Origin of the sequence: Streptomyces sp. BI87, assembly GCF_025957665.1 — a bacterium.
Classification (GTDB): Bacteria; Actinomycetota; Actinomycetes; order Streptomycetales; family Streptomycetaceae; genus Streptomyces; species Streptomyces albidoflavus.
This window is the reverse complement of record NZ_CP110079.1, coordinates 3258737-3283998: the sequence shown is the minus strand read 5'-3', so window position 1 is coordinate 3283998 and position 25262 is coordinate 3258737. Positions and strand designations below refer to the sequence as shown.

Here is a 25262-nt window from a genome sequence, read left to right as displayed (position 1 = left end):
GCGCGGACATGACCCCGGGCACGACCTCGCCGGTGGACGACCCCGTCGAGCGGTACGCCGTCGAGCTGGCGGCCGCCCTGCGCGGGCCGGCCGGGGCGCGGGAGCGGCTGGTCGCGGAGGTGCGGGACGGGCTGGGCGAGACCGTGGTCGCGTACGAGGCGGCGGGGGCTCCGCCGGAGCGGGCGGCGCGGGAGGCGGTGGCGGAGTTCGGGTCGGTCGCGGAGGTGGCGGCGAGTTGCCAGCGGGAGCTGACCGTGGCGCAGGCCCGGCACACCGCGCGGGCGCTCGCGCTCACCGGGCCTTTCCTGCTGGCCTGTTGGTGGCTGGTGCGCGGTACCGGGGACGGCCAGGGCGGGGTGTCCGGGTTCGCGCACCAGGTGGCGGTGCAGCTCTCCTCGGCGGCGGCGGTCGCGGTGGTGCTCGCGGCGTTGGCGCTGGCGGCCACGGGGGCGTGGGGGCGGTGGCTGCCGGTGGCGGCCGAGCGGCTGCCGGCGGCGGTCGCCTGGACGGGGACGGCGGCGAGCGTCGCGATGGCGGTGACCACGCTGACCCTGGCCACCGCCTCCTTCCTCGCCGAACAGTGGCCGCTGACCGTACTGGCCGGTGCGCTCGCCGCCGCCTCCCACGCCGTGGTGGCGGGATCGGCCCGGGTCTGCCGGGAGTGCGCGCGGCTGTCGGCGGGCGAGCCGGCGGTGGCGTGAGGGGGGCCGGCCCGAGCTGAACCCGGGGGTTTTCCCCACCCCCGGTTCGCCCGGCCGCCCCATGTCGGCGGGGGCTGCCCGAGCGGCATCGTGGGATACGCACCGGGGCCCCGCGCACCACGGCCCCGGGGCGCTCCCCGCCCGCTCCCGCCTCCCGGATTCGAGGTCACCCATGGCCACCGCCGACATCCCCACCACGTGCCCGCTGCCGCACGTCTCCGAGCAGCCGGCCGGTGCCGTACGCCGCGGCCCGCTGTCGTCCGCCGCCTGGCGGGAGCACGGGTACGTGTTCACCTCGTTCCCGCTGGCGATCGCCGGGTTCGTCCTCGCGGTCACGCTCTTCTCGCTCGGCGCGGGGCTGGCGGTCACCGTGCTCGGCCTTCCCGTGCTGGTGGCGTTGCTGGCCGGGGCACGGGGGCTGGGCGCGGGGGAGCGGGGCCGGGCCGCGGGCATGCTGGGGCTGAGGACGAAGGCGCCCGCGCCGGTGCCGGCGGGCGGGATCAAGGGGCGGCTGGCGGACGTGGCCGGCTGGAAGGCCGTGCTGTTCCAGGTGGTCATGTTCCCGTGGCGGATCGCCTCGTTCGTCGTGACGCTGACCCTGCTGCTCACCGGCTGGGTGGTCGCCCTGCTCCCGCTGTACGCCTGGGTCTTCCCGACCTTCGTCGGCTGGCCCGGCTACCGGCTCTTCGACTGGACTGACGCCACCGGCGTCCGCCACGCCTACTACCTGGAGTCCTTCTGGCAGATCGGCGCGGCCTCGCTCGTCGGCATCGGCCTGGTGTTCCTGACCCCGGTCGTGGTCCGGGCGCTGAACGGGGTGGACCGGGCGGCGGTGCGGGGGCTGCTGGCGGGGTGAGCGGACCGCCGGTGGCGGTACGGAGGACAGGCCCGGGCCCGCGTCGGCGGAGCCGGGCCTGTCGTCGTGCCGGAGGGAGCGACGGCTCAGCTTCCGTCGGCCGGATCGCTCCAGTGGGGCGGGAGGTCCGGCGGCAGCCACGCCTCATCCCCCGGCCGGTCCGGTCGCGGGGGTGCGGCGTGGCGGGGCAGGGGCGCGCCGTCGATGACGGACTCCAGGGTGTGCTGGACGTGGCGGAGGTAGTGGCGGGCGTCGCGGATCTGGCGTTCGCGGTGGGCCCGGCCGGCGCCGCGCCAGCCGATGTCGTAGAGGAGTGCGACCAGCGTTCGGTAGCGGTCGCGCACCAAGGGGTCGCTGATCATCAGCAGGTCGGTGTTCATGCCGCTGCGGACGGATTGCATGGCCTTGGAGCAGTTGCTACGCGCGTGCTCGCTCAGGGTCGGGTGCTCCTCCGCCACATCGGGCAGGGAGGGCAACCACTGGTACAGGCCGTCGAGTCTGTCCAGCAGCGCCCGTGAAGCCGCCGTCTCCCGCTCCCGCACCCGTAAGGAGTGGGCCAGTCGTACGGCCGCGTTCTCCTGGGTGGTGGTGGTCTCGGCCTGGATCGCGGCCGTGCGCAGGGTCTGCCAGCGGGCCACGTAGAGGGCGATGGCGCCGCCTGCCACAGTGCCGACGAGGGCCGAGGCGGTCTGGGCGAGGAGTTCGGGCAAGTCCGTCATGCCGCCCAGCCTCAGCTCCGCCCGCTCACCCCGGCAAGGGAGTGAAGTGGCCGGGGTGCCGGCCAGGTTGGACCGCACCCCGGCCCCAGGGTCACGCCTTCGACCACAGCGCCCCGCCCTTCTCCAGGGTGATGCCGCCGTTGACGGTGACCGCGTAGATGGTGACGGGGGTGCCCTCGGGGATGTCGCCGCTCTTCCAGGGGCTGCAATAGGGGGCGTTGTGGCCGCGGGTGGTGGCGACGCGGTCGATGGTGCCGTCGCGGTGGATGTCGAGCCAGGCTTCGATGCCCCAGCCGTCGGCGGTGTTGTCGCAGGCGCGGATGGAGTCGCCGGGGATGGAGCCGGACGGGTCGGCGTTCCACTGGGCGTAGCCGCCCTGGGTCTTGATGGGGTCGCTCGGGGCGGCGTTCGCGGCGCCGGTGGCGCCGAGGACGAGGCCGAAGGCGGCGCCGGCGCCGACGAGGATGCGTGCCGCGTGGTGCTTGGTCATGAGAACTCCCCCTTGGTGAAGTCGTGTTCACCGTTCGGTCATGGTTGCGGCGGTGAATCTACCGCGTCGGCCGGAGAGGTGGGGCGCTTCCCCGGGGGCAGTTCGCAGGGCATGATCCGGGAGACGGAGAACGAAACGGAAAAAAGAAGAGGAAGCAGGGGGGCGTCATGGCGTTGTTCGGGAACGCGCACACGGTCGATCCGGGGTCGGCGCAGCAGGAGTACGCGCGGCTGCTCGGGCAGGGGGAGCAGGTGCACGCGGCGTATCTGCTGATCCGGGACACGATTCTCTTCACCGACCGGCGGCTGATCCTTGTCGACAAGCAGGGGATCACCGGCAAGAAGGTGGAGTACCACTCGATCCCGTACCGGAGCATCACGCATTTCGCCGTCGAGACGGCGGGGACGTTCGACCTGGACGCGGAGTTGAAGATCTGGCTGTCGGGGGCGGCGGCACCGGTGCAGAAGACGTTCACCAAGGGCGTCGACATCTACGAGGTGCAGGCGATCCTCACGCAGTTCGTGACCCGCTAGGCGGCGGGTTCTCGGCGCTGCGGGCGAGTACCTGGGCGGTGTAGCGGCACTCCTCGGAGAGGCGGGTGGCCTCCACGACCAGGACGCCGTACGGCTCGGTCGGGTCGGTGAGGGAGAGGCCGCGTTCCTCGGTGGTCCGGACGACCTCGCCGCGGCACCGCTCCAGACTGTCGGCGGCCTCGCCGAGGCGGCCGGCCTGGTCGCGGAGGTGGTCCTCGTCGAGGGTGGCGAGGACCTCGGTGAAGTCGACGACGGAGGAGAGGAAGGTGGCGTAGGCGCGGAGGAAGGGAGCGTAGTCCCGGTCGGGGCTGCTCTCCTCCTCCCGCTCCCGCTCCCGCTCCCGCTCCTGGTCCTGGTCCTGCTCCTCGTCCTGGTGCTGCTGGTCGAGGCTGCGGGTGATGGCGGCGACCTGGGAGATCATCCGGACCAGCGCCTCCATGGTCCGGTCGTACGCCTCGAAGGTGATGGTGCGGCGGCGCCGGCGGGCCCAGGGGCGGGGGTTGAGGCGCAGGCTCTCGCGGGCGGTGCGCAGGCCCTCGCGGGACTGGGAGATCAGGGTGTCGGTGCGGTCCGCGCGGTTCCGCCAGCCCTGGGTGGTGTCCGCGTCGGGGGTGCCCTCGCCCAGCTCCGGCGCCATGGCGTCGAGCAGGTCGTGGATCTCCTGGGCCAGGGCGCGGATGCCCCATTCGGCGCTGCGGTAACGCAGGGGCGGGGCGATCAGCACGTTGACGCCGACGCCGACGGCCGAGCCGATGAGGACCAGCAGCACGATCTGGCCCAGCTCCTTGACCTGGTCGATGTTGTCGGAGACGCCGGTGTACGTGGCGAAGGCGAAGAAGGCGGCGGTGGCGACCTGGGAGCCCTGGGCGCCCAGCACCCGCCAGCGGCTGATGACCAGGGCGACCAGCGCCACCAGCGCGAAGGTGACCAGGTCCGGCCCGGCCGAGAGGCCGAGGACGGCCTGCACGGCGACCCCGGCCGCCACCGCGCCGACGTACCGCAGGGACTGCACCACCGACTGGTAGACGGTGACCTGCACCATCAGCACGGCGGAGAAGGGGGCGAAGGCGGGCGAGGTCGCGTTCATCAGCTCGTAGGAGACGAGCCAGGAGAGGGTGGCGGCCAGCGCGGACTTCAGGACGAGGAGCAGGGAGCGGCGGGCGCTGCTCTCGGGGCGGCGGAGCTGGCGGCCCCACTCGGCCACCCGCTCCCACTTCTCCCGGGTGGCCGTGTCGCTCATGGCATCCTCTCGGCGGTCGGCGGGCAGGTCGTCCCGCGCGCCTGCCCTGCCGCCCGCTCCGGTATGCGGCACGGATGCAGCACGCATGAGGCAGGAATGCGGCACGGATGCGGCCGAGGTGCCGCGCGGTGGCGGTCCTCGATCGCACCCTGGCACCGGCCGGGCCGCCCCGCCCGTCGGGTGCGCCCGGGGAGTGACCCCGTGCCGGAGTCGTGGGGCGCCCGGACCGTCAGGCGGGGGAGTCGCCCTCCGCCGCGTTCTCCCAGGTGTCCGGGGACCAGATGCCGGAGCGGCGCAGGGAGGCGGGGCAGTGGCGGTAGATCTCGTCGATCTCGACGACCAGGGCCAGCTTGGGGCGCTGGTTCTTCTCCACCAGGGCGTCGAAGAACGGGGCGTCGGTGAGGACGCGGGCGCGGCCGTTGATCCGCAGGACGTCCATGACGCCGGGGATCAGGTAGAGCAGGCCGACGTGCGGGTTGGTGAGGATGTTCCGGAAGCTGTCGCCGCGCCGGTTGCCGGGGCGGTCGGGGAGGGCGATCGTGCCCGGGTCCACGACGTGGGTGAAGCCGGGGACGCCGCCGCGTGGGGAGACGTCGCAGTTGCCCTCGGCGTCCGCGGTGGACAGGGAGCAGAAGGAGGCGCGGGACAGCAGGTCGAGGTCCTGCGCGTCGAGCCGGTCGTGGACCTTGTCGATGACGATCGGGTGCGGGACGCCGAGCAGCGCGTCCAGCTCCTCGACGCCGTTCAGCTCGGTGTACCCGGCGGGCAGCGGGCCCGTCGCCGGGGTCTCGGGGACGAGGGGCGCCGCCGGGACGGCGGGCTCGGTCAGGCCCAGGCCGCGGGCGTCCGGGACCCGGGTGAGGCGGGCGAGCGAGTGGTGGAGGCCGGTGGCGGGAGCCTCGGGCGCGGGGTTCGTCAAGGCGGTCTCCAGAGGGCGTGACGCGGTGGGGCGGGGGCGGTCGGTGCAGCGGGGTGGCCGGAAAAGTGCTGTTAGGCTTACCTTACTTTGGGTTGATGGCAGGTTTGTGGGCAGGGTTGGCCGGTTCTGACCGCGTGCTGGCGTGAGCGGGGGCCTGCGGCCGCACCGGTGCGAACATCCCGGGGCCTGGAGCAAGGGTGAGTGAGAGTGCAAGACCGCGTGACCGGCGCCCCGGCGGCCGGATCGTGAACGGCCCCGCCGACCGCGAGGGCCGCCCCGCCGACCCCTCCGGCACGCCGCCGTCCCGTACGCGCTCCACGGCCCTCCTCGACCTGGGCAAGCAGCCGGGCGCCGAAGGCGCGACCGCCACCACGTCACCGCCGCCCCGCCGCTCCGCCCGCAGCAGGCCCGCGCTGGCCGCCGGGCTGGTCCTCGCCCTCGTCGCCCTCGGGCTGACGCTGGTGGCGAGCCTCGCCGTCGGCAGCGGGGACGTGCCCTTCGCCGACGTGCTCGGCACCTTCCTCGACCCGGACGCGGAGAACAAGGCGCAGCTCATCGTCGGCGAGGTCCGCATCCCGCGCACCCTCGCCGGACTGCTCTCCGGGGTCGCGCTCGGGCTCGCGGGCACCGTGATGCAGGGCGTCACCCGCAACCCCATCGCCGACCCCAGCCTCCTCGGCATCAACGCCGGTGCCTCCCTCAGCGTCGTCTTCGCCATCAGCGTGCTCGGCCTCGGCGCCTCGCAGCAGTACCTCTGGTTCGGCTTCCTCGGCGCGCTGATCGCCGCCCTCGTCGTCTACGGCGTCGGCTCGCTCGGCCGCGAGGGCGCCACCCCGGTCAAACTGGCGCTCGCCGGAGCCGCCACCACCGCCGTACTGACCTCGCTGACCACCACCATGCTGCTCACCGACCGGCAGAGCTACGACCAGTTCCGGTTCTGGCAGATCGGCGCGCTCAACACGCGGTCGGTGGAGGTGCTCTCCGAGGCCGCGCCGTTCATCGTCGTCGGCGGCCTGCTCGCCCTCACCCTCGGCTCGCAGCTCAACGCGCTGGCCCTCGGCGACGACCTGGCCCGCGGCTTCGGCCAACGGGTCGGCCTGGTCCGGGGCGTCTCGGCGGTCGCCGTCGTGCTGCTCTGCGGCGCCTCCACGGTGGTCGCCGGGCCCATCGGCTTCGTCGGCCTCGCCGTCCCGCACATCGCCCGGCTGGTGACCGGGCCGGACTACCGCTGGGTCCTCCCGTACAGCATGGTGCTCGCCCCCATGCTGCTCCTGTGGGCGGACATCGTCGGCCGGGTCGTGGCCCAGCCCGGCGAGGTGCAGGTCGGCGTGGTCACGGCGGCGCTGGGCTGCGTCCCGTTCATCTGGCTGGTACGGCGGCGGAAGCTGGTGGAGCTGTGAGCGACCGGGCTACTCCCTCTTCCGGGAAGCACGTCGAGAAGGCGCACGTCGAGAAGGCGGCCTCCGTGAGCGCGGCCGCCTCCCCGCTACGGGTCTCCGAGGCGGTCCTCGCCGAGGCGGCGCGGACGGTCGCCGGGGCGCGGCGGCGGGGCGGGCGCCGGTCGGTGCTGGTCGGGCTGGTGCTCGCGCTGGCCGCCTTCGCGGTCTTCGCGGTGTCGCTCAGCGTCGGCGACATGGTGATCCCGCTCGCCGACGTCCTCGCCACCCTCTTCGGCGGCGGTGACGCAGGCTCCCAGTTCGTCATCCTCGAACTGCGGCTGCCGCGCGCGCTGCTGGCCGTGCTGGTCGGCGCCGGGTTCGGCATGGCCGGCGCGGTCTTCCAGACAGTGCTGCGCAACCCGCTGGCCAGCCCCGACGTCATCGGCATCAGCTCCGGCGCCTCCGCCGCCGCCGTCACCGCCTCCATGGTCTTCGCCGTCTCCGGCCTCGCCCTCTCGGCGAGCGCCCTGGTCGGCGCGCTGGTCGCGGGCGCCCTCATCTACCTGCTGGCCTGGCGCAAGGGCGTGGTCGGGGCGCGGCTCGTCCTGGTCGGGCTCGGCGTCGGCTTCGGGCTCAACAGCCTCGTCTGGTACCTGATGTCCCGCGCCGAGGTCTCCAGCGCGCAGAACGCCCTGCTCTGGCTCACCGGCAGCCTCAACGGCCGCTCCTGGAATCAGGTGTGGCCGCAGCTGATCGCGCTGGCCGTACTGGTCCCGCTGACCTTCGCCGCCGCCCGCGCCCTTCCCGCCCTCCAGCTCGGCGACGACACGGCGTCCGGGCTCGGGGCACGGGCCGAACGCCACCGGCTGGCCCTGCTGGCCTGCGGCGTCGCGCTCGCCGGGGTGTCGACGGCGGCGGCCGGGCCGGTGGCCTTCGTGGCGTTCGTCGCGGCGCCGGTCGCCCGCATGCTGCTGCCCGGCCGGGGCGCGGTCCTGCCGCACGCGGCGCTGGCCGGGGCGCTGCTCGTCCTGCTCGCCGACTTCGCCGCCCAGCACGCGCTGCCCGGCACCCAGCTTCCGGTCGGCGTGGTCACCAGCGTGGTCGGCGCCCCGTACCTGCTGTGGCTGCTGGCCCGCGCCAACCGGGTCGGGCGCGGTGGCTGAGCGGGCGGCCCGCGAGCGGCGGGCACGAGGCCGGCAGACCACGGGTACAGGCAGAGAGGAGTGCGTCCGATGAGTGCGGAGCACACGCTGGAGGCGCGGGACGTCCGCATCGGCTACGACGGGCGCGAGATCGTGCCCGGGCTGAGCGTGAAGATCCCGCCCGGACGGTTCACGGTGATCGTGGGGCCCAACGCCTGCGGCAAGTCCACGCTCCTGCGGGCGATGGCGCGGCTGCTCGCGCCGACCTCGGGGGCGGTGCTGCTCGACGGGCGGCCCGTCCAGCAGACGCCGACGCGCGAGGTCGCCTCCGTGCTGGGCATCCTGCCGCAGAGCCCGGTGGCCCCCGAGGGCATCACCGTCTCCGACCTCGTCGCCCGGGGCCGCTACCCGCACCAGGGCTGGTTCCGCCGCTGGACCGCCGAGGACGACGCGGCGGTCGGCGCCGCGCTCCTCTCCACCGACGTGCTCGACCTGGCCGAACGCCCCGTCGACGAACTCTCCGGCGGCCAGCGCCAGCGCGTCTGGATCGCCATGGCTCTCGCCCAGCGCACCGACATCCTCCTCCTCGACGAGCCCACCACCTTCCTCGACGTCGCCCACCAGATGGACGTCCTCGACCTCCTCACCGACCTCAACCGCGAACGCGGCGTCACCCTCGTCGCCGTCCTCCACGAACTGAACATGGCGTGCCGGTACGCCGACCACCTCATCGCCATGAAGCAGGGGGAGGTGGTCGCGGAGGGGGCTCCCTCGGACATCGTGACCGAGGAACTCGTCTCCGACGTGTTCGGCATGCGGTGCTCGGTCGTGCCCGATCCTGCGTCGGGCACTCCGCTTGTTGTGCCTCTGGGGCGGCACCATGTCTAGGGTGCCCCTGGTTCGGCCCAGGGTGTAGGTGGCCTCAATCGCCGGCCGGGCTGGGTTGCGCTGTGGCTGGGCTCCGCCTCCGCCTGCCCCGCCGTGACCCTGCGGGTCACCGACTGGCCTCAAGCGCCGGCCGGGCTGTGGGGTTCGCGGTTTCTCCGGTGCGTGGGTGGGGCGGGGCCGCGCCGGGGTACCTCCTCACAAACTGCATGGTGCGGGGTGAGTTGGAGTATGGCTGCCTCGTGTGCAGTTTGCTGCGGGGGCACCCCGACACGTCCCCGCCCCACGGTCTCGTACGCGGCCGACCGCCGGAGGGGCGGATGAGGCCGTCACCGATACCGGGCTTCTCCACAGCGACCACCCGTCGTCGCTTCAGCCGGCCACACAGATCAATCGGGGACGGTCTGTCTTTTGCCCACCCACCGGCGGGACGACGCCGACGAGACGTAAGGGCGGGGACGGGTCGGGGTGCCCCCGCAGCAAACTGCACACACGGCCGTCTTGAAGCGACTGACCCCGCACCCTGCAGTTTGTGAGGAGGTACCCCGGCCCGGCCCCGCCCGACCCAGACGGCGAACGAACCGCGAACCCCTACAGCCCGGCCGGCGTTTGAGGCCAATCGGTGACCGGCACGGTGGAGACGAAGCCCAACGGCCAACAGCCCGGCCGGCCCCGCGAGGGTGTGGGCAATCTGACGCCCCCATAGGTGCGCAAGAGGTTTGGTCAGGCTAACCTAACCCGCATGAACGATTCCGCTTCCGTGGGCAAGCCCGCCGCCCCCCTCTCGCGCCGCCGCAAGGCGGCGCTGGCCGTCGCCGCGCTCCTCGTCGGTCTCACCGCGTGTGGCGCGGGCGGGGACGAGCAGGCCGAGAAGCCGGCGGAGGGCAAGGCGTCGTCCGGCGCCTTCCCGGCCAAGGTCGCCACCAAGTTCGGCGAGATCACCATCGACGAGGCGCCGAAGCGGATCGTCGCGCTGGGCTGGGGCGACGCCGAGACGGCGCTCGCGCTCGGCGCGCAGCCGGTGGGCGCCAGTGACTGGCTGCCCTTCGGCGGCGAGGGCGTCGGCCCCTGGGCCGAGGGCATGTACGACAAGAAGCCCGAGCTGATCGGCACCATGGAGCCGGAGTTCGAGAAGATCGCGGCGCTCAAGCCCGACCTGATCCTCGACACCAAGTCCAGCGGCGACCAGAACCGCTACGACACCCTCTCCAAGATCGCCCCGACGGTCGGCGTCCCCAAGGGCGGGGACATGTACATGACCTCGTGGGAGAAGCAGACCGAGATGGTCGCGGGCGCCCTGGGCAAGAAGGACGAGGGCGCCGAGCTGATCGCCGAGACCGAGAAGAAGTTCACGGCCGCCGCCAAGGGGCACCCGGAGTTCAAGGGCAAGACGATCACGGTCGGCTCGCGCACCTCCGAGGGCTTCGGCGCGTACGTCGGCGGCACCGGCCGGGTGGACTTCGTCAAGCGGCTCGGTTTCGTCAACAACCCGGAGATCGAGAAGCTGGCCGGGGACTCGTTCTCGGTCTCCGTCTCCAAGGAGAAGCTCGACCTGCTCGACGCCGACCTGACCGTCATGGCGCCGATCGGCATCTCCGCCAAGGAGATCAGCGACGACCCGCTGTACAAGGCGGTGCCCTCGGTGAAGGACGGCCGCTCGATCGTCTTCGACGACAAGGACATCAGCCAGGCATTCGCCACCGACTCGGTGCTGAGCGTCGGCTACGCCCTCGACAAGGTCGTCCCGCTCTTCTCGGAGAAGCTCAAGTAAGGCTGTCCGCCCGCCCGTCGGGCTCGTACGCCCCCGCTTCCGGTCACCCGCCGGGCGGGGGCGTACTGCTGTCCGGGGAGCCGCCTTCACCGGCTATAAGCGGTGTGTATAGCATGCGTGTAGAGCGGGGACACGGCCTTGCCGGCCACAGACAACAGCCAACACAGGGGGAGCGCGGTGAAGTCCACGAGCACGGACGCGGCGCACCAGGAGCGGGACGTCCAGGCCGGGGCAGGGGCGGAGGCCGCCGGGCGGAAGGCGCGCGTGCACCCCGCCGTGCCGGCCGGGCTGATCGCCGGGTCGTACGTGCTGGCGTTCCTGCTCCAGGTGGCGGGGGCGCCCACCGGGGTGCTCGCGCTGGCCCTGCTGATGCGGCTGGTGGGGTGCGTGCTGCTCTGCACCAGCCTCTTCTGGCGGCCCTGGCAGAAGGTGACCGGGGTGCTGGTGACCCTGGTGGTCCCGGCCCTCGCCAACCTCCTGTGGAACCGGGAGCTGAGCGGCGAGGACACCATGGCCCTGCGCCTCCTCGCCGACGTCCTCCAGCTGGCGTGCGTGGTCGGTGGCGCCGCCTGGCTGTGGTGGACCCGGCGCAAGGGCTGACCTGGCCACCTGACCGGTACTTCCGGCCGGGAGGAGCAGTTCCACCGGCCCCGCCCCAGATCTGCGGGCCGCCCCTCCAGAGCCCCCTGCCCCGGAGGCGCGCCACCAAGAGGCCCGTGACATCTTCGTACGCGGCGCACCCGGCCCGGAACGCCCCGAGTTCCCTCCTCCCGCACACGGCGAACTCGGCCCCTTGACCGGTCCTGTCGCGCGACACTGGACCTACGGCCCCCCAAGGGGGGCCGCCGCAACGTCCGGGGCTGAGGGGCCCCGGGCAGGTGCCGAGGGCTGAGGGGCCCTTGGCTGCTGTGGAAAACCGCCGGGCGCGGGGTACGGCTCGGGATGGCCGTGCCCCGCGCCCGGCGGCGTCAGAGGTGGGTGGTGCGGGTGGTCAGAAAGCGCGGCGGCGCATCCAGAGCCACACGAAGGTGACCGCCAGCGCGGCCAGTCCCAGGCAGATCGCGCCTTCGGCGAGCTGGAGGTCGCGCATGTGGGTGATCGGGTGGTGCTCGGAGTACTCCCAGGTTGCGCCGTGGTCGGCCAGGCAGGCTTCGAAGTCGTCGGCCGGGTAGCAGGGGCCGGCGTCGAAGATGCTGCGGTCGGCGCGGGCCGCCTGCGGCTGGACCAGGACCCAGTCCTCCTCGCGGAGCTGCGGGACCGACCGGCCGAACGAGACGACGGGCGACACCACGTAGGGGCGGACCGTCGTCAGCAGGGCCGTCACCGCGCCCATCGCGCCGAGGGTCAGCACCATCGCGGGCAGCGTCCGCCGGGTCAGCGTCCCCGCCAGCGCGCCGAGGGCCACGCCGAGCGCGGCGTACCCGAGGACGGCCGGGCCGGTGGAGACGAAGGCGGTGGGCGAGTACCAGTACAGCCCGATCGTCGCCTGTCCCGCGCCCTCCAGCGCCCACGAGCCGAACCAGGCGGCGATGCCCGTCCCGGCCATCAGCGCGCCCATCGGCAGCGCCAGCTTGTGCAGCAGCCAGCGTTCCCGGGTGATGCCCTGCGCCCACACCAGCCGGTGCGTGTCCGCCTCCAGTTCGCGGGCGATCAGCGGCGCGCCCACGAAGAGCCCGCCGAGGAAGGGCAGGGCGAGGACGGCGGCCAGCAGCAGCCGCAGCGGGGTCGAGTACAGGCCGCGGTACTCCTCGATGACCTCCAGGCGCGACGAGCACCGCTCCGGCCCGCCCATCAGCGGGCAGTCGGCGATGCCGTGGGCGGCCTGGTAGGCGACGGCGCCGTTCCGCAGCAGCACGGCGGTGACCACGAGGGCGGCGACCAGCGCGAGACCGGTCCACAGGGCGCCCCGGTGCTGGCGCCACACCAGCCACGTCATGCCGTGCAGCAGGCGGCGGGGCCCGGGGTCCCGGTCGGTGGCGGACTCCCTCTCCAGGGTGGCGGTGCTCATGCGGCGTGGTCCTTCGCGGCGAGGGGCGTCGGGGCGGGCGGGGTCGCGGACGGGGTGAGGAGCGGGGGCGCCTCGGGCGCGCGGAGGTAGGCGAGGAGCAGCTGCTCCATCGAGGGCTCGGCCACCGTCCAGGTGGGCCCGGGGGCGAGCGGCCCCTCGCGGCGCACCATGGCGGTGAACTGCCGTCCGCTGGTGGTGGCTTCGACGACGGTGTGCCCGTCCAGCGGACCGGCCGCGCCGGGCGCCGGGAGCGCGCCGGTGACCAGGCTGTGCGCCCAGGCCAGTTCGTCGGCCTCCCCGGCGAGCCGCACCCGGCCGCCGGCGAGGACGAGCAGGTAGTCGCAGACGCCCTCGAGTTCGGGGAGGGTGTGGGTGGACATGACGACGGTCGTCCCCGACTCGGCCGCCTCCGCCATCAGCACCCCGGTCATCTCGTGCCGTACCAGTGGGTCGAGGTCGGCCATCGGCTCGTCGAGCAGCAGCATGCGCGGCCGCTTGCCGAAGCAGAGGGCGAGGGCGAGCCGGGTCCGCTGGCCGCCGGAGAGGCTGCCGGCGCGGGCGTGGAAGGGGATGTTCCCGCCGCGCACGATGGCCTCGGCGCGCCGCTGGTCCCAGCTGTCGCCGTTGAGTTCGCGGCCCATCCGCAGGGTGTCGGCGACGCTCAGACGCGGGTAGAGGGGCTTGGACTGCGCGAGGTAGCCGACCTGCCGGCGGGCCCGGCCGCCGCGCGGGTCGCCGCCGAAGACGCGCAGGGTGCCGGCGGAGGGTCCGCTGACCCCGGTGGCCAGCGACATCAGGGTGCTCTTCCCCGCGCCGTTGGGGCCGACCAGGCCGCAGATCCGGCCGGCGGGGAGGCGGAAGGCGCACTCCTCCAGGGCCCAGCCGCGCCGGTAGCGCTTCCCGAGCCCGGTCGCCTCCAGGGCGACCAGTCCGGCGTCGGCCGGGTCGAACTGCTCTGTGTACACGTGCGTGCTCTCTCGTCCTTGGGGGAGGTCCGGGCGGCCCGGGGGCGTACGGCCGCTCTCGCCGGGGAGGGTCAGGGGTGCGTGGGCCCGGCCTGCGACGGGGCGTCCGCCGTCGCGTAGACCTCGGCGCGGCAGGCGTCGAAGAGCGCGGCGGCGTCCTCCGCGTCGAGCCCCGCCTCCTCGGCCTTGTGCAGCCAGGCGGTCAACTCCTCGCGCAGCGGCGCCTGCGAGGCGGCGTCCGTGCTGCCCAGTCCGCGCCGCACGAAGGTGCCGCGCCCCGGCTGGAGCTCGACCAGCCCCTCACGCTCCAGCTCGCGGTAGGCCTTGAGCACGGTGTGCGGATTGATCGCCGCCGTCTCGACGACCTCCTTGGCGGTCGGCAGCTTGTCCCCGGGGACCAGCACCCCCAGCCGCAGCGCCTGCTTGGTCTGCAACACGATCTGCATGTACGTCGCGACACCGCTGCGCCGCTCGATCTGGTACGTGATCACGCCTGTGCGTCCTCCGTGCTTCGTGCTCGGTCGCCGTCACCATCATTGTGTATATGGAATAGCACAATGATGGTGGACGGGGGCGCGGGTCTTTGTCAATCGCGGACACGGCGAAGCCCCGGCGGACGACACCGTCCACCGGGGCTTCGCCGTGCTGCTCCGTGTATTGGCGCTGCTCCGTGTCCCCGCTGCTGCCGCGCGCCTGTTGTCTAGCGCGGCATGGCCCGGTCGAGCCGGTGCGCGAGGGCCTCCAGCCGCTCGCGGGCGGCGCCACCGTCACCCTGGCCCGGCGGGGCGGGCGCCCCGGCCCGCACCTGTACGTCCCGGAACTCGCCGGCGCCGGCGCTCCCGTCCTCGTCGCCGTCCGCCCCGGCCCGCAGGGCGTCCGGCTCGATGCCCGCCCGCCGGGCCAGGACCAGCACGGTGGCGACGAAGCCCTCGGAGAGGGCGAGGATCACGCGGTGCCCGGTCCGCAGGTGCCGCGCGACCAGCGCCTCCGTGTACTCCCGGAAGGCGCCGGTCTCGATTTCGCACTCGTCCATGTCCATGGGGCCCAGCCCGGACGCCATCCCCAACTCGTCCTCGTGCAGCCGCACGTGCGCGAGGAACAACCGCGACGCCCCGATCGACGGGTTCCACAGCGTCTCGTCCCCGACCTCGTAGTACTGGCTCACGCGGGCCCGCCCCTGCCCGTGCCCCCGCCGCCGCCGCCGAGCGCCGTCAGCCCGGTCCGTACCGCGCCCGCCGTCGCGTCCAGTTCCGCGCGGTCGCGCATCTGCCAGTCGGCGTCGAGGCGGAACCGGTCGCCCGCGTACCGGGGAAAGACGTGCAGGTGGACGTGGGGAATCTCCTGGAAGGCGGCCTCGCCGTCGGCCAGGAAGAGGTTGACCCCCTCGCAGCGCAGGCCGGAGCGGCGCAGCCCGCGCCCGATCCGGTGCGCGACGCGCCACACCTCGGCGCCCAGTTCCTCGGGCAGGTCCTCGAACCCCGCCGCGTGCGCCTTCGGCACCACCAGCACATGGCCGGGCGTCACCGGCTGGAGGTCCATGAACGCGACCACCCGCTCGTCCTCGTGGACCGTGCTGGCCTCCGCCTCCCCGCGCGCTATCGCGCAGAAGAGGCACCCCCGATCCGCCCCCACCGCCATCGCGTCCGTCCCTTCGTCCCGCGCCCGCGCGCCACTCGCCCCACGACACCAGGGACAACACCCTCCGCGCGAGCGAATTCCCGCCCCGACCGGCCAAGTTCGCGCCACCGCGCCGAACAGGTCGCCGGACCCCCGCCCCGCCCGTCACCCGTTCGGCCCATTCCTCCGCGCGCTCGGGGCGGGGCGCCCCGACGCTGGTGGAAGCCACGCCGTCGATGAGAGGGCACCCGACATGAGTGATCAGCACGAGACCCCCGACCCCCGCGAGGCGCACAGCGGCGCGCACCACGGCACCGCCGACGTCCCGGAGGACGACTCGGCCCGCCAGGCGTGGGCCACCGGCGGCACGGTCCTCGCAGGCGTCCTCCTGCTCCTCCAGGGAGTCTTCGGCTTCCTCCAGGGCATCGCGGGCATCGCCGACAACACCGTCTACGCGGGCCTCGGCGACTACGCCTTCAAGATGAGCGTCACCGCGTGGGGCTGGATTCACCTGTTCCTCGGCGTCCTGGTCGCCATCACCGGCTGGTGCATCCTCACCGGCCAGACCTGGGCCAAGGCCACCGGCGTCGGCCTCGCCGCCGTCACCGTCATCCTCAACTTCATGTGGCTCCCCTACCTCCCCCTCTGGGCCCTCCTCAACATCGCCCTCGGCATCTTCGTCATCTGGGCCCTGTGCACGGAACGCCCGGACGCCCCGACGCTGTAGCCACCCCGGCCGCCTTGCGCCGGCCGCCAGAACCGAGCGGGACACGACCGGACCGGGTCGTGTCCCGCTCGCACGTGTACGGGTCGGGGACGGGCCGGTGCGCCCTACGCGGTACGGCCAGGAGTACGGGTCCGCAGGACACAGTCGCCGCACGTCGCGGCCGGCAGGCGGTAGTACAGGCAGCAGCTGCGGCGGGTGAAGGCCACGCCGAGGCCCTCCTCGTGGAGGAAGGTGCCGGTGCCCTCCAGCGGGGCCCGGGCCAGCAGGTGTTCGACCAGGGGGACGGGCGGACACGGGGCGTCCGGCACCCGGTCGAGGAGGACGCGTACGGCGCCGACCAGCGCGGAGGCGGCGTTGCCGCGCAGGATCTGCGGGGAGAGGGCGTACCGGATGCGCACCGCCTCGTCGAGCGAGGCGAGGTGGTCGACGGCGACGGCCCGGTGCACGGCCTCGGGCAGCGGCCCGGGCAGGGGACGTGGTCCGGGCAGCCGCAGCTCGACGGGCCCGGCGGACGGCCCGCGCCACCACAGGCGCCCGGGGCCGAGATCGGGGACCACCCCGCCGAGCGCCGCGCACCCCAGCGCCACCGACCAGAGCCGCGAGGCGAGCCCGAGCTGCGCGGTGGAGGCCGCGACCCGTCCGGCCCCGGCCCCCATCCGCCGCCCGATCTCCTCCACGTGCCCGGCGATCCCGTCCCCGTACAACTCGGCCACCGGCCGGAACCCGCCCTCGGACGGGTCGGCGCGGGGCGTGGGGTCGGCGGTGAAGTACGGGCCGACGGTGGCGAGGCGGGTCAGCAGCGGGGCGAGAGAGCTGGTCACCGGGCCGGCCCCTCTCCGCTTCAACCTTTCCCACGGTGGCCGTACTTCGGGCCGCCCGCCCTTCACCGTGGCGGGGCCTTCCCGGAGCCTCGCCTGGTTTCCCGGCCGCCGCCGCGTGTGCGGGGGGATTGTCGCAGGGGGGTGGTGCGCGGCGCCAGAGTGGGCCGCGCGGGGCGCTCCGCCCGGCGTCCCGGCGTTCGGGAGTGCCCGGCGGGAGGATGGGAAGGGAAACCGGTCGAGCCGCCGTTGGCCAGGATGTTCGACGACGTACCGCAGACGTACCGCAGCAGACGTACCGAAGAGGAGCGCAGCATGACGAGCAACCCCGGAACCGACCCGTCCTCCGGCCCCGCCACCACCGCCGCCCACGAACTCGGCATCGGTACCGTCGGCATCTGGAGCGGCGCGCTCCGGGTCTCCGACGGGACCGGGCGGGACGGGGCCATCACCGACGCCGTCGAGGAGATCGAGGCGCTCGGCTACGGGGCCATCTGGGTCGGCGGCAGCGCGAGCGTCGCCGACGCCGAGGCGGTCCTCGCCGCCACCCACCACCTGCGCGTCGCCACCGGCATCCTCTCCATCTGGGACCACCCGGCCGAACGCGTCGCCGAGCAGGCGTCCGACGCCAACCGCGCCCACGACGACCGCTTCATCCTCGGCATCGGCGCCAGCCACCAGCAGCTGGCCCCCAAGGAGTACGCCAAGCCGTACACCGCCATGCGGGAGTACCTGACCGTCCTCGACGAGGCCCCGAACCCCGTCCCCGCCGAGCAGCGCGTGCTCGCCGCCCTCGGCCCGAAGATGCTCCAGCTCTCCAAGGACCGGGCCGCCGGCGCCCACCCCTACCTCGTCACCGAGGACTACGTCGCCGAGGCCCGCGAGGCCCTCGGCACCGGCCCGCTGCTCGCCCCCGAACTGAAGGTCGTCCTCGACGACAACCTCCCCCGGGCCCGCGAGACCGCCCGCGCCTACCTCCGCTTCTACCTGGAACTCCCCAACTACACCAACAACCTCCGCCGCGCCGGCTTCGGCCCCGCCGACTTCGAGAACGGCGGCAGCGACGCCCTCCTCGACGCCGTGGTCGCCTACGGCGACGCCGACCGCGTACGCACCCGCGTCACCGCCTTCCACAAGGCCGGCGCCGACCACGTCGCCCTCCAGGTCGTCACCCCCAACCCCATGCAGGACCTCCCCATCGCCGAATGGCGAGCCCTCGCGGCAGCACTGGAACTCCCGGGGGCAACGGGCTGAACGGATCTCAGCCCGGCCGGCGCTTGAGGCCGATCAGTGACCGGCGAGCCGGACGCCCCGTACCCGACCCACGCCGGGGGCCGCCCCAGTCCCCGCCCCACCCAGCGCCGCGGGCAACCACCTTGCAGCGCACCCCCGTTGCCTGGCACTATCCCGCGTGACCGCCGGGCGGACCCGGACGGAACGACTGCCACCGCTCTCGGGCGGCGGGCGAGCCGCGTGACGGCGGCAGCGGCGTCAGCCGCACAGGCGGCGAGGGCCGCCGGGAGCGGGCGTGGCGCGGGACAGCGCCGAGGCGGACGTCACCGGGCTGAGCGGTACGAACCGGTGGCGTCGCCCGTGCCCGGCACCGGCCCCGCCCGGCACGTGACGGAGTCAGCCCCGTGCCGCCCGCGCCGCGGTCCGCAGATAGGGCGCGGCCGCCAGCAGCGGAGCCCGGACCCCCGCGTGCCGCCGGCAGTACGTCCACCAGGCGCGCGGCGGCAGCTCGCCGGCGCGGCGGCGCAGGGCCTCGCGCACCCCGATCCCCGGCTCCTCCCAGGCGGGCGGCAGCGGCACGGCATGGCGTTCGCCGACGGCGCGCGGCGCGACGAAGGCGGGCACCTGGACGCGGCGGGCGCGCAGCCCGTGGTCGAGGTCGCCGAGGGTGTGGGGGAAGGCCCGGTCGAGGTCGCCGGCCCGGTCGCGGGCGGTCCGGGGCAGCAGGACGGCGGCCCCGTCGTAGGTGTCGCAGGGTTCGGTGCGCCCGCTCGGCTCGACCAGCGGCAGCCGGTGCGGGAGGCGGGTGCGGCGGCGCCCGGAGTAGGCGAGCGGCCCGGTGCCGGGCCGGGCGCCGGGCACGCCCCCGTCGCGTACGGCGCCGACCACCACCGCGGTGTCGCCGAGCGCTCGGGAGGTGGCCAGGAGCAGGGCCAGCGCCTCGTCGGCGAGGACCACGTCGTCCCGCAGCCAGAACTGGTGGGTGAAGGGGGTCGCCCCGGCCGCCCGGCTGTTCCGGCTCGCCATCCGGATGCCCTCGCCCCACCGCACCCGGGGCCCGGCCCGGTGCACCTCCACCTCGGGGTGGGCGGCCCGCACCGCCTCGGCGGTGCCGTCCCGCGACCCGGCGTCGACCAGGTGGACGCGCAGGGCCGTACCCGGCGGCAGGGACCGCTGGTCGGCGAGGGCGTCCAGCGCCCGCAGGATCTGCCGCCGCCGGTCCCGCGAGGTCATCAGCACCGCCACCACCGGCGCCCGCCGCCCCACGTACGACGTACGGGCGGCCTCCTCCAGCGGCACGGCGGCGACCCCCGCCCGCCCGGCACCGGCGACGGCCTCGTCCTCCCCGGAAATGGGCTGCGACGGCTCCACCCGGACCTCTCCTCACGCTCACCCCGCGCACTTCCGCACGGCAGGCACAATTACCCATATATGTCCCGACTCGCCCATAGTCTCCGCCTTCCGTCGCGTCATTCCCCCGACCGACCCGGCCCCGGCTCGTCCCATTTCCGGTCCGGCCGGTGTCCGGGGTCGTCCATGGCCCGCGTCCGGAGGCGGCCAGGGCGCAAAATCGGCCCGGCCGTCGTGCGAGGCCCATCGGTGAGGGGCGTCCGAAGCCCTCGGGACGCGCTCGAAAGCAGCCCGGCAGACGCTTGAGGCCACCTCGACCGGCGCCGGGCCGCCTCGATCCGAACTGGCTCTGACCTGGTGAAACGAGCCATGCCAGGAGCTCTCTTCACAACCGGGCCGAACGAAACTTGAGCCCGGCCGACTCAACCGCATTGACGCGCCGCGCCCCCTCGTGCATCCTTGAGTGAGTTCCACTCAAGTAGTCAGCTGGAGGAATTGACATGGCACGTGCGGTCGGCATCGACCTGGGCACGACCAACTCGGTCGTCAGCGTTCTGGAGGGCGGCGAGCCCTCCGTGATCACCAACGCCGAGGGCGCCAGGACCACGCCGTCCGTCGTCGCCTTCGCCAAGAACGGTGAGGTGCTCGTCGGCGAGGTCGCGAAGCGTCAGGCGGTCACCAACGTCGACAGGACCATCCGGTCGGTCAAGCGCCACATGGGCACTGACTGGAAGATCGACATCGACGGCAAGAGCTTCAACCCGCAGCAGATGAGCGCCTTCATCCTGCAGAAGCTCAAGCGCGACGCGGAGTCGTACCTGGGCGAGAAGGTCACGGACGCGGTCATCACCGTCCCGGCCTACTTCAACGACTCGGAGCGCCAGGCCACCAAGGAGGCCGGCGAGATCGCGGGCCTGAACGTCCTGCGCATCGTCAACGAGCCCACCGCCGCCGCCCTGGCGTACGGCCTCGACAAGGACGACCAGACGATCCTCGTCTTCGACCTCGGTGGCGGCACCTTCGACGTGTCCCTCCTGGAGATCGGCGACGGCGTCGTCGAGGTGAAGGCCACCAACGGTGACAACCACCTCGGCGGTGACGACTGGGACCAGCGCGTCGTCGACTACCTGGTCAAGCAGTTCCAGTCCGGCCACGGCGTGGACCTGTCCAAGGACAAGATGGCCCTCCAGCGCCTCCGCGAGGCCGCCGAGAAGGCCAAGATCGAGCTGTCCTCGTCCACCGAGACCTCGATCAACCTGCCCTACATCACGGCCTCCGCCGAGGGCCCGCTGCACCTGGACGAGAAGCTCACCCGCGCCCAGTTCCAGCAGCTCACCTCCGACCTGCTGGAGCGCTGCAAGACGCCGTTCCACAACGTCATCAAGGACGCGGGCATCCAGCTCTCCGAGATCGACCACGTCGTTCTCGTCGGTGGCTCCACCCGCATGCCGGCCGTCGCCGAGCTCGTCAAGGAGCTGACCGGCGGCAAGGACGCCAACAAGGGCGTCAACCCGGACGAGGTCGTCGCCATCGGCGCCGCGCTCCAGGCCGGTGTCCTCAAGGGCGAGGTCAAGGACGTCCTGCTCCTCGACGTCACCCCGCTGTCCCTCGGTATCGAGACCAAGGGCGGCATCATGACGAAGCTCATCGAGCGGAACACGACGATCCCGACCAAGCGGTCCGAGATCTTCACCACCGCCGAGGACAACCAGCCCTCCGTGCAGATCCAGGTCTACCAGGGCGAGCGCGAGATCGCGGCGTACAACAAGAAGCTCGGGATGTTCGAGCTGACGGGTCTGCCGCCGGCCCCGCGCGGTGTCCCGCAGATCGAGGTCGCCTTCGACATCGACGCCAACGGCATCATGCACGTGACCGCGAAGGACCTCGGCACGGGCAAGGAGCAGAAGATGACCGTCACCGGCGGCTCCTCGCTGCCGAAGGACGAGGTCAACCGCATGCGCGAGGAGGCCGAGAAGTACGCGGAGGAGGACCACAAGCGCCGCGAGGCCGCCGAGTCCCGCAACCAGGGCGAGCAGCTCGCGTACCAGACCGAGAAGTTCCTCAAGGACAACGAGGACAAGGTCCCCGCTGAGGTCAAGACCGAGGTCGAGGAGGCCGTCGCCGAGCTGAAGGAGAAGCTCAAGGGCGAGGACACCGCCGAGATCCGTACGGCCACCGAGAAGGTCGCGGCCGTCTCGCAGAAGCTCGGCCAGGCCATGTACGCCGACGCCCAGGCCGCGGGCGGCGACGCCGGCGCCCAGGGTGCCCAGGGCGGCGAGCAGGCCCAGCAGGGTGACGACGACGTGGTCGACGCCGAGATCGTCGACGACGACAACGACAAGCGCAAGGGCGGTGCGGCGTGACCGAGGAGACCCCCGGATTCGACGAGCAGCAGGACGCTGACGTCACCCCCGGTGCCTCCTCGGACGACGCGGCCGAGACCGCCGGACCCGCCTCCTCGGAGGCGGGCCCGGCGGGCGCGGGCACCGACGCCACGGCCGGCCTGACGGCCCAGCTGGACCAGGCGCGCACGGCTCTCGCCGAGCGCACCGCCGACCTCCAGCGGCTCCAGGCCGAGTACCAGAACTACCGGCGGCGGGTCGAGCGGGACCGGGTCACCGTCAAGGAGGTGGCGGTCGCGGGCATGCTGTCCGAACTGCTGCCGGTCCTCGACGACATCGGCCGCGCCCGGGACCACGGCGAGCTGGTCGGCGGCTTCAAGTCGGTCGCCGAGTCGGTGGAGTCGGTCACCGCCAAGCTGGGCCTGGTCCAGTTCGGCAAGGAGGGCGAGCCCTTCGACCCGACCATCCACGAGGCCCTGATGCACAGCTACGCGCCCGACGTCACGGAGACCACGTGCGTCGCGATCCTCCAGCCGGGGTATCGCATCGGCGAGCGCACCATCCGGCCCGCCCGGGTCGCGGTGGCCGAGCCCCAGCCGGGCGCCCAGCAGGCCAAGCCCCAGGCGGACGCCAAGGCCGAGCAGGCCGAGGCCGAGCCGGACGCGGCGAAGCCGGACGAGGAGAACGGTGGCCCGCAGGAGGGCTGAACCGCTCACCGCCGCCGCGGTCACCGTCACCGGTGACCGCGCGGCGGTGACGTCGCAGTGGAAGGAGGGACGTCGGCGATGAGTACCAAGGACTACATCGAGAAGGACTACTACAAGGTCCTCGGCGTCCCCAAGGACGCCACCGACGCCGAGATCAAGAAGGCGTACCGCAAGCTCGCCCGGGAGAACCACCCGGACGCCAACACGGGCAACGCCAAGGCCGAGGAGCGCTTCAAGGAGATCTCCGAGGCCAACGACATCCTCGGCGACCCCAAGAAGCGCAAGGAGTACGACGAGGCGCGCTCCCTCTTCGGGAACGGCGGCTTCCGCCCCGGTCCCGGTGGCGGCGGCTCCGGCGGCAACTTCAACTTCGACCTGGGCGACCTCTTCGGGGGCGGTGCCCCCGGCGGCGGCCAGGGCCAGGGCGGATTCGGCGGCGGCCTCGGGGACGTCTTCGGCGGACTGTTCAACCGCGGGGGCGCGGGCGCCGGTACGCGCACCCAGCCCCGGCGCGGCCAGGACATCGAGTCCGAGGTGACGCTCAGCTTCACCGAGGCGGTGGACGGCGCGACGGTGCCGCTCAGGATGTCCAGCCAGGCGCCGTGCAAGGCGTGTTCGGGCACCGGCGACAAGAACGGCACGCCCCGCGTCTGCCCGACCTGCGTCGGTACCGGCCAGGTCTCGCGCGGCGGCGGGGGCGGCTTCTCGCTCACCGACCCCTGCGTGGACTGCAAGGGCCGCGGCCTGATCGCCGAGGACCCGTGCGACGTCTGCAAGGGCTCCGGCCGGGCCAAGTCCTCGCGCACCATGCAGGTCCGCATCCCGTCCGGGGTCTCGGACGGGCAGCGCATCCGGCTGCGCGGCAAGGGCAGCCCGGGTGAGCGCGGCGGCCCCGCGGGCGACCTGTACGTGGTGGTGCACGTCGGCAAGCACCCGGTCTTCGGGCGCAAGGGCGACAACCTCACCGTCACGGTGCCGGTCACCATCACGGAGGCCGCGCTCGGCGGCGAGATCCGGGTACCCACCCTCGGCGGGCCCCCGGTCACGCTGAAGCTGCCGCCGGGCACTCCCGCGGGCCGCACCATGCGGGCCCGCGGCAAGGGCGCGGTCCGCAAGGACGGCACCCGCGGCGATCTGCTGGTCACCGTCGACGTGGCGGTCCCCCAGCACCTGTCCTCCGAGGCCCGTGAGGCCCTGGAGGCGTACCGCAAGGCCACCGTGGACGAGGACCCGCGGGCGGAGCTGTTCAAGGCAGCGAAGGGAGCGTAGGCCATGGACCGGGACGGACGACGTCGCAACCCCTACGAACTGACGGAAGACACCCCGGTGTACGTCATTTCGGTGGCGGCCCAGCTGAGCGGGCTCCACCCGCAGACGTTGCGCCAGTACGACCGTCTCGGCCTGGTGTCGCCCGACCGCACGGCCGGGCGGGGCCGCCGCTACTCGGCCCGCGACATCGAACTGCTCCGCCAGGTGCAGCAGTTGTCGCAGAACGAGGGCATCAACCTCGCCGGCATCAAGCGGATCATCGAACTGGAGAACCAGGTGACCGCGCTCCAGCAGCGCGTCGCCGAGCTCTCCGCCGCCGTGGACGGCGCCGCCGCCCAGATGCGCCAGCGCGAGGCCCAGGTGGAGGCACAGGTGCACGCCTCCTACCGCCGCGACCTCGTGCGGTACGAGGACGTGCGGCACACCAGCGCGCTGGTGGTGTGGCGGCCGGGCCGGCCGTCGGGCGAGTAGCGCCGCGTTCCCTGCGAAGGGGCCGGAAGCAGTGGGTACTGCTTCCGGCCCCTTCGGCGTTCCGGCCGGTTTCCGCCGGGCCGGGCTCAGTCGGCCTCGTCCAGGAGGCCGGAGCGGGCGATGAGGTAGCCGAGCTGGGTGCGGCTGCCGCTGCCGAGGGTGGTGGCCAGTTTGGCGATGTGGCTGCGGCAGGTGCGGACGTTCATGCCCAGGCGCCGGGCGATGGCGTCGTCCACGTGCCCGTCGACCAGGAGTCTGGCGATGGAGCGCTGGATGCCGGTGATGCCGTCCAGCTCGGGGCGGTAGGTGACGGGCTGTTCGTCCCAGGGGACGGCGTGCCGCCAGAGCTGGTCGAAGACGCCGACGAGGTACTCCACCAGGCCGGGGTGGCGCAGTTGGAGGGCGACCTGCCGGTCCGAGCGGCCGGGGATGAACGCCACCTTCCGGTCGACCACGATCAGCCGGTCGATGATCTCCTCCAGGGTGCGCACCTCGACGTCGGCGCCGACCCGGTCCACGTAGGCGATGGTGGCCGAATGGTGGCGTGCGGTGTGCTGGTAGAGCGTGCGCATCTTCACGCGGCGGTCGAGCAGGGGCGTGACGCGGCGCAGCCCCTCCGCTATGGTCCCCGGTTTACGGCCACTGCCCGGCTGCACGGTCAGCAGTTCCTCGGAGCATTCCGCGACGACCCGGTCGAGGGTGGTGTTGATGAGCCCCAGCCCTTCCAGCACGGTGATGCCGCTGGAGGCGACCGGGTTCTGGGCCGCCATGGCGAGGAAGGGCGCGAAGGTCTCGGTGAGGCCGATGGCGACGCGTCGGCGTTCCTGGATTTCCTGCTCGATGGGGTGGACGAGATGGCCGAGCGCTACCGTCGGGGGCAGCGGCCGGAGCCACTCGGGGTCGTCCGGGTCGGCGTGCACCAGCGCCAGGTCGATGAGGCAGGGTGCCTGTTCCGCCTCCGTCCGGGGTATCCGGCCGGTCCGCAGCGCGTCCGCGTAGAGCTGCCGTCCCGGCTCGCACAGCTCCCTCCGGCTGTGAGGATGCCCTGGTATCTGGTCGTCTGTCCCCATATGAACCCCCCTCAGGGTCATGCATTACAGGAACATGATGCCTGTATCCG

General features: G+C 73.3%; 26 protein-coding genes. 14 read left to right on the top strand and 12 right to left on the bottom strand.

The genetic code is table 11. The annotated features are described in order from the left end of the window. The first annotated feature begins 8 nt into the window (after window positions 1-8). A complete protein-coding gene (locus OIM89_RS14435) occupies window positions 9-701 on the top strand; it encodes a permease prefix domain 1-containing protein (RefSeq protein WP_254643108.1) in 693 nt (230 codons plus the stop codon). A 172-nt stretch (window positions 702-873) separates the two neighbouring features. After that, complete coding sequence (locus OIM89_RS14430) at window positions 874-1557, top strand: sensor domain-containing protein (protein ID WP_151168774.1); 684 nt, start codon at window positions 874-876, stop codon at window positions 1555-1557. A gap of 86 nt (window positions 1558-1643) precedes the next feature. On the opposite strand, the gene OIM89_RS14425 is transcribed toward OIM89_RS14430, so the two are convergent. Together OIM89_RS14425 and OIM89_RS14420 are read right to left on the bottom strand one after the other, a co-directional pair. Beyond that, on the bottom strand, window positions 1644-2276 hold the full coding sequence (locus tag OIM89_RS14425; RefSeq protein ID WP_151168772.1) for a hypothetical protein: 633 nt from the start codon (window positions 2274-2276) through the stop codon (window positions 1644-1646). 91 nt (window positions 2277-2367) lie between these two features. Continuing rightward, window positions 2368-2766, bottom strand: coding sequence for a hypothetical protein (locus OIM89_RS14420; protein WP_030697027.1), 399 nt, complete (start codon window positions 2764-2766; stop codon window positions 2368-2370). 167 nt (window positions 2767-2933) lie between these two features. Between OIM89_RS14420 and OIM89_RS14415 the strand changes: the two genes are divergently transcribed. Further along, entirely contained in the window at window positions 2934-3299 is a 366-nt protein-coding gene (locus tag OIM89_RS14415; RefSeq protein WP_030697028.1) for a PH domain-containing protein, read from the top strand. Here the strand turns inward: OIM89_RS14415 and OIM89_RS14410 are convergent. Together OIM89_RS14410 and OIM89_RS14405 are read right to left on the bottom strand one after the other, a co-directional pair. Continuing rightward, window positions 3277-4539, bottom strand: coding sequence for an FUSC family protein (locus OIM89_RS14410; protein ID WP_264491332.1), 1263 nt, complete (start codon window positions 4537-4539; stop codon window positions 3277-3279). The genes OIM89_RS14415 and OIM89_RS14410 overlap by 23 nt on opposite strands. Window positions 4540-4768: 229 nt before the next feature. Next, window positions 4769-5458, bottom strand: a complete 690-nt coding sequence (locus OIM89_RS14405) for an MSMEG_1061 family FMN-dependent PPOX-type flavoprotein (RefSeq protein WP_030697030.1) — start codon at window positions 5456-5458, stop codon at window positions 4769-4771. A 245-nt stretch (window positions 5459-5703) separates the two neighbouring features. Here OIM89_RS14405 and OIM89_RS14400 point away from each other — a divergent pair, with 245 nt between their 5' ends. From OIM89_RS14400 to OIM89_RS14380, 5 genes are all read left to right on the top strand, one after another. Further along, entirely contained in the window at window positions 5704-6858 is a 1155-nt protein-coding gene (locus OIM89_RS14400; protein WP_030697031.1) for a FecCD family ABC transporter permease, read from the top strand. Then, a complete protein-coding gene (locus tag OIM89_RS14395; RefSeq protein ID WP_217467742.1) occupies window positions 6855-8000 on the top strand; it encodes a FecCD family ABC transporter permease in 1146 nt (381 codons plus the stop codon). The genes OIM89_RS14400 and OIM89_RS14395 overlap by 4 nt, the downstream gene beginning before the upstream one ends. A gap of 69 nt (window positions 8001-8069) precedes the next feature. Next, entirely contained in the window at window positions 8070-8867 is a 798-nt protein-coding gene (locus OIM89_RS14390; RefSeq protein WP_030697033.1) for an ABC transporter ATP-binding protein, read from the top strand. A 739-nt stretch (window positions 8868-9606) separates the two neighbouring features. Beyond that, window positions 9607-10635, top strand: coding sequence for an iron-siderophore ABC transporter substrate-binding protein (locus OIM89_RS14385; protein ID WP_264491331.1), 1029 nt, complete (start codon window positions 9607-9609; stop codon window positions 10633-10635). A 177-nt stretch (window positions 10636-10812) separates the two neighbouring features. Further along, window positions 10813-11235 (top strand): hypothetical protein, encoded by a 423-nt coding sequence (locus OIM89_RS14380; RefSeq protein ID WP_264491330.1) that lies wholly within the window; start codon window positions 10813-10815, stop codon window positions 11233-11235. A 391-nt stretch (window positions 11236-11626) separates the two neighbouring features. Here OIM89_RS14380 and OIM89_RS14375 read toward each other — a convergent pair whose 3' ends face one another. The 5 genes from OIM89_RS14375 to OIM89_RS14355 form a co-directional block, all read right to left on the bottom strand. Then, window positions 11627-12643 carry a hypothetical protein gene (locus OIM89_RS14375; RefSeq protein ID WP_047466180.1) on the bottom strand — a complete coding sequence of 339 codons (1017 nt, stop codon included), beginning with the start codon at window positions 12641-12643 and terminating at the stop codon, window positions 11627-11629. Continuing rightward, window positions 12640-13608 carry an ABC transporter ATP-binding protein gene (locus OIM89_RS14370; protein WP_030696091.1) on the bottom strand — a complete coding sequence of 323 codons (969 nt, stop codon included), beginning with the start codon at window positions 13606-13608 and terminating at the stop codon, window positions 12640-12642. The genes OIM89_RS14375 and OIM89_RS14370 overlap by 4 nt, the downstream gene beginning before the upstream one ends. Window positions 13609-13679: 71 nt before the next feature. After that, window positions 13680-14099 (bottom strand): GntR family transcriptional regulator, encoded by a 420-nt coding sequence (locus OIM89_RS14365; protein ID WP_030696092.1) that lies wholly within the window; start codon window positions 14097-14099, stop codon window positions 13680-13682. Between the two features lie 209 nt (window positions 14100-14308). Further along, on the bottom strand, window positions 14309-14773 hold the full coding sequence (locus tag OIM89_RS14360; RefSeq protein ID WP_175457908.1) for a DUF6086 family protein: 465 nt from the start codon (window positions 14771-14773) through the stop codon (window positions 14309-14311). Next, window positions 14770-15240: an HIT family protein gene (locus tag OIM89_RS14355; RefSeq protein ID WP_175457918.1), complete on the bottom strand. Its 471-nt coding sequence runs from the start codon at window positions 15238-15240 to the stop codon at window positions 14770-14772. Before OIM89_RS14355 ends, OIM89_RS14360 begins: the two co-directional genes overlap by 4 nt. 238 nt (window positions 15241-15478) lie before the next feature. On the opposite strand from OIM89_RS14355, the gene OIM89_RS14350 reads away from it, so the two are divergent. Next, window positions 15479-15952 (top strand): hypothetical protein, encoded by a 474-nt coding sequence (locus OIM89_RS14350; protein ID WP_030696095.1) that lies wholly within the window; start codon window positions 15479-15481, stop codon window positions 15950-15952. A gap of 104 nt (window positions 15953-16056) precedes the next feature. On the opposite strand, the gene OIM89_RS14345 is transcribed toward OIM89_RS14350, so the two are convergent. After that, window positions 16057-16773 carry a (2Fe-2S)-binding protein gene (locus OIM89_RS14345; protein WP_264491329.1) on the bottom strand — a complete coding sequence of 239 codons (717 nt, stop codon included), beginning with the start codon at window positions 16771-16773 and terminating at the stop codon, window positions 16057-16059. A gap of 312 nt (window positions 16774-17085) precedes the next feature. Here OIM89_RS14345 and OIM89_RS14340 point away from each other — a divergent pair, with 312 nt between their 5' ends. Continuing rightward, window positions 17086-18024, top strand: a complete 939-nt coding sequence (locus tag OIM89_RS14340; RefSeq protein ID WP_030696097.1) for an LLM class F420-dependent oxidoreductase — start codon at window positions 17086-17088, stop codon at window positions 18022-18024. 375 nt (window positions 18025-18399) lie between these two features. Here OIM89_RS14340 and OIM89_RS14335 read toward each other — a convergent pair whose 3' ends face one another. Further along, a complete protein-coding gene (locus tag OIM89_RS14335; protein WP_151168768.1) occupies window positions 18400-19374 on the bottom strand; it encodes a glycosyltransferase family 2 protein in 975 nt (324 codons plus the stop codon). Between the two features lie 479 nt (window positions 19375-19853). Between OIM89_RS14335 and dnaK the strand changes: the two genes are divergently transcribed. The 4 genes from dnaK (at window position 19854) to OIM89_RS14315 (ending at window position 24142) form a co-directional block, all read left to right on the top strand. Continuing rightward, the gene (dnaK, locus tag OIM89_RS14330) at window positions 19854-21716 is read left to right on the top strand and encodes a molecular chaperone DnaK (protein WP_030696099.1); all 1863 of its coding nucleotides are present in this window, start codon (window positions 19854-19856) and stop codon (window positions 21714-21716) included. Next, the gene (gene grpE, locus OIM89_RS14325; RefSeq protein WP_030696100.1) at window positions 21713-22402 is read left to right on the top strand and encodes a nucleotide exchange factor GrpE; all 690 of its coding nucleotides are present in this window, start codon (window positions 21713-21715) and stop codon (window positions 22400-22402) included. Before dnaK ends, grpE begins: the two co-directional genes overlap by 4 nt. Window positions 22403-22480: 78 nt before the next feature. Next, a complete protein-coding gene (gene dnaJ, locus OIM89_RS14320; RefSeq protein ID WP_030696101.1) occupies window positions 22481-23671 on the top strand; it encodes a molecular chaperone DnaJ in 1191 nt (396 codons plus the stop codon). A 3-nt stretch (window positions 23672-23674) separates the two neighbouring features. Beyond that, window positions 23675-24142 (top strand): heat shock protein transcriptional repressor HspR, encoded by a 468-nt coding sequence (locus OIM89_RS14315; RefSeq protein ID WP_030696102.1) that lies wholly within the window; start codon window positions 23675-23677, stop codon window positions 24140-24142. 86 nt (window positions 24143-24228) lie between these two features. Here the strand turns inward: OIM89_RS14315 and OIM89_RS14310 are convergent, their stop codons facing one another. Next, window positions 24229-25212 (bottom strand): hypothetical protein, encoded by a 984-nt coding sequence (locus OIM89_RS14310; protein ID WP_051727094.1) that lies wholly within the window; start codon window positions 25210-25212, stop codon window positions 24229-24231. Window positions 25213-25262 lie beyond the last annotated feature (50 nt).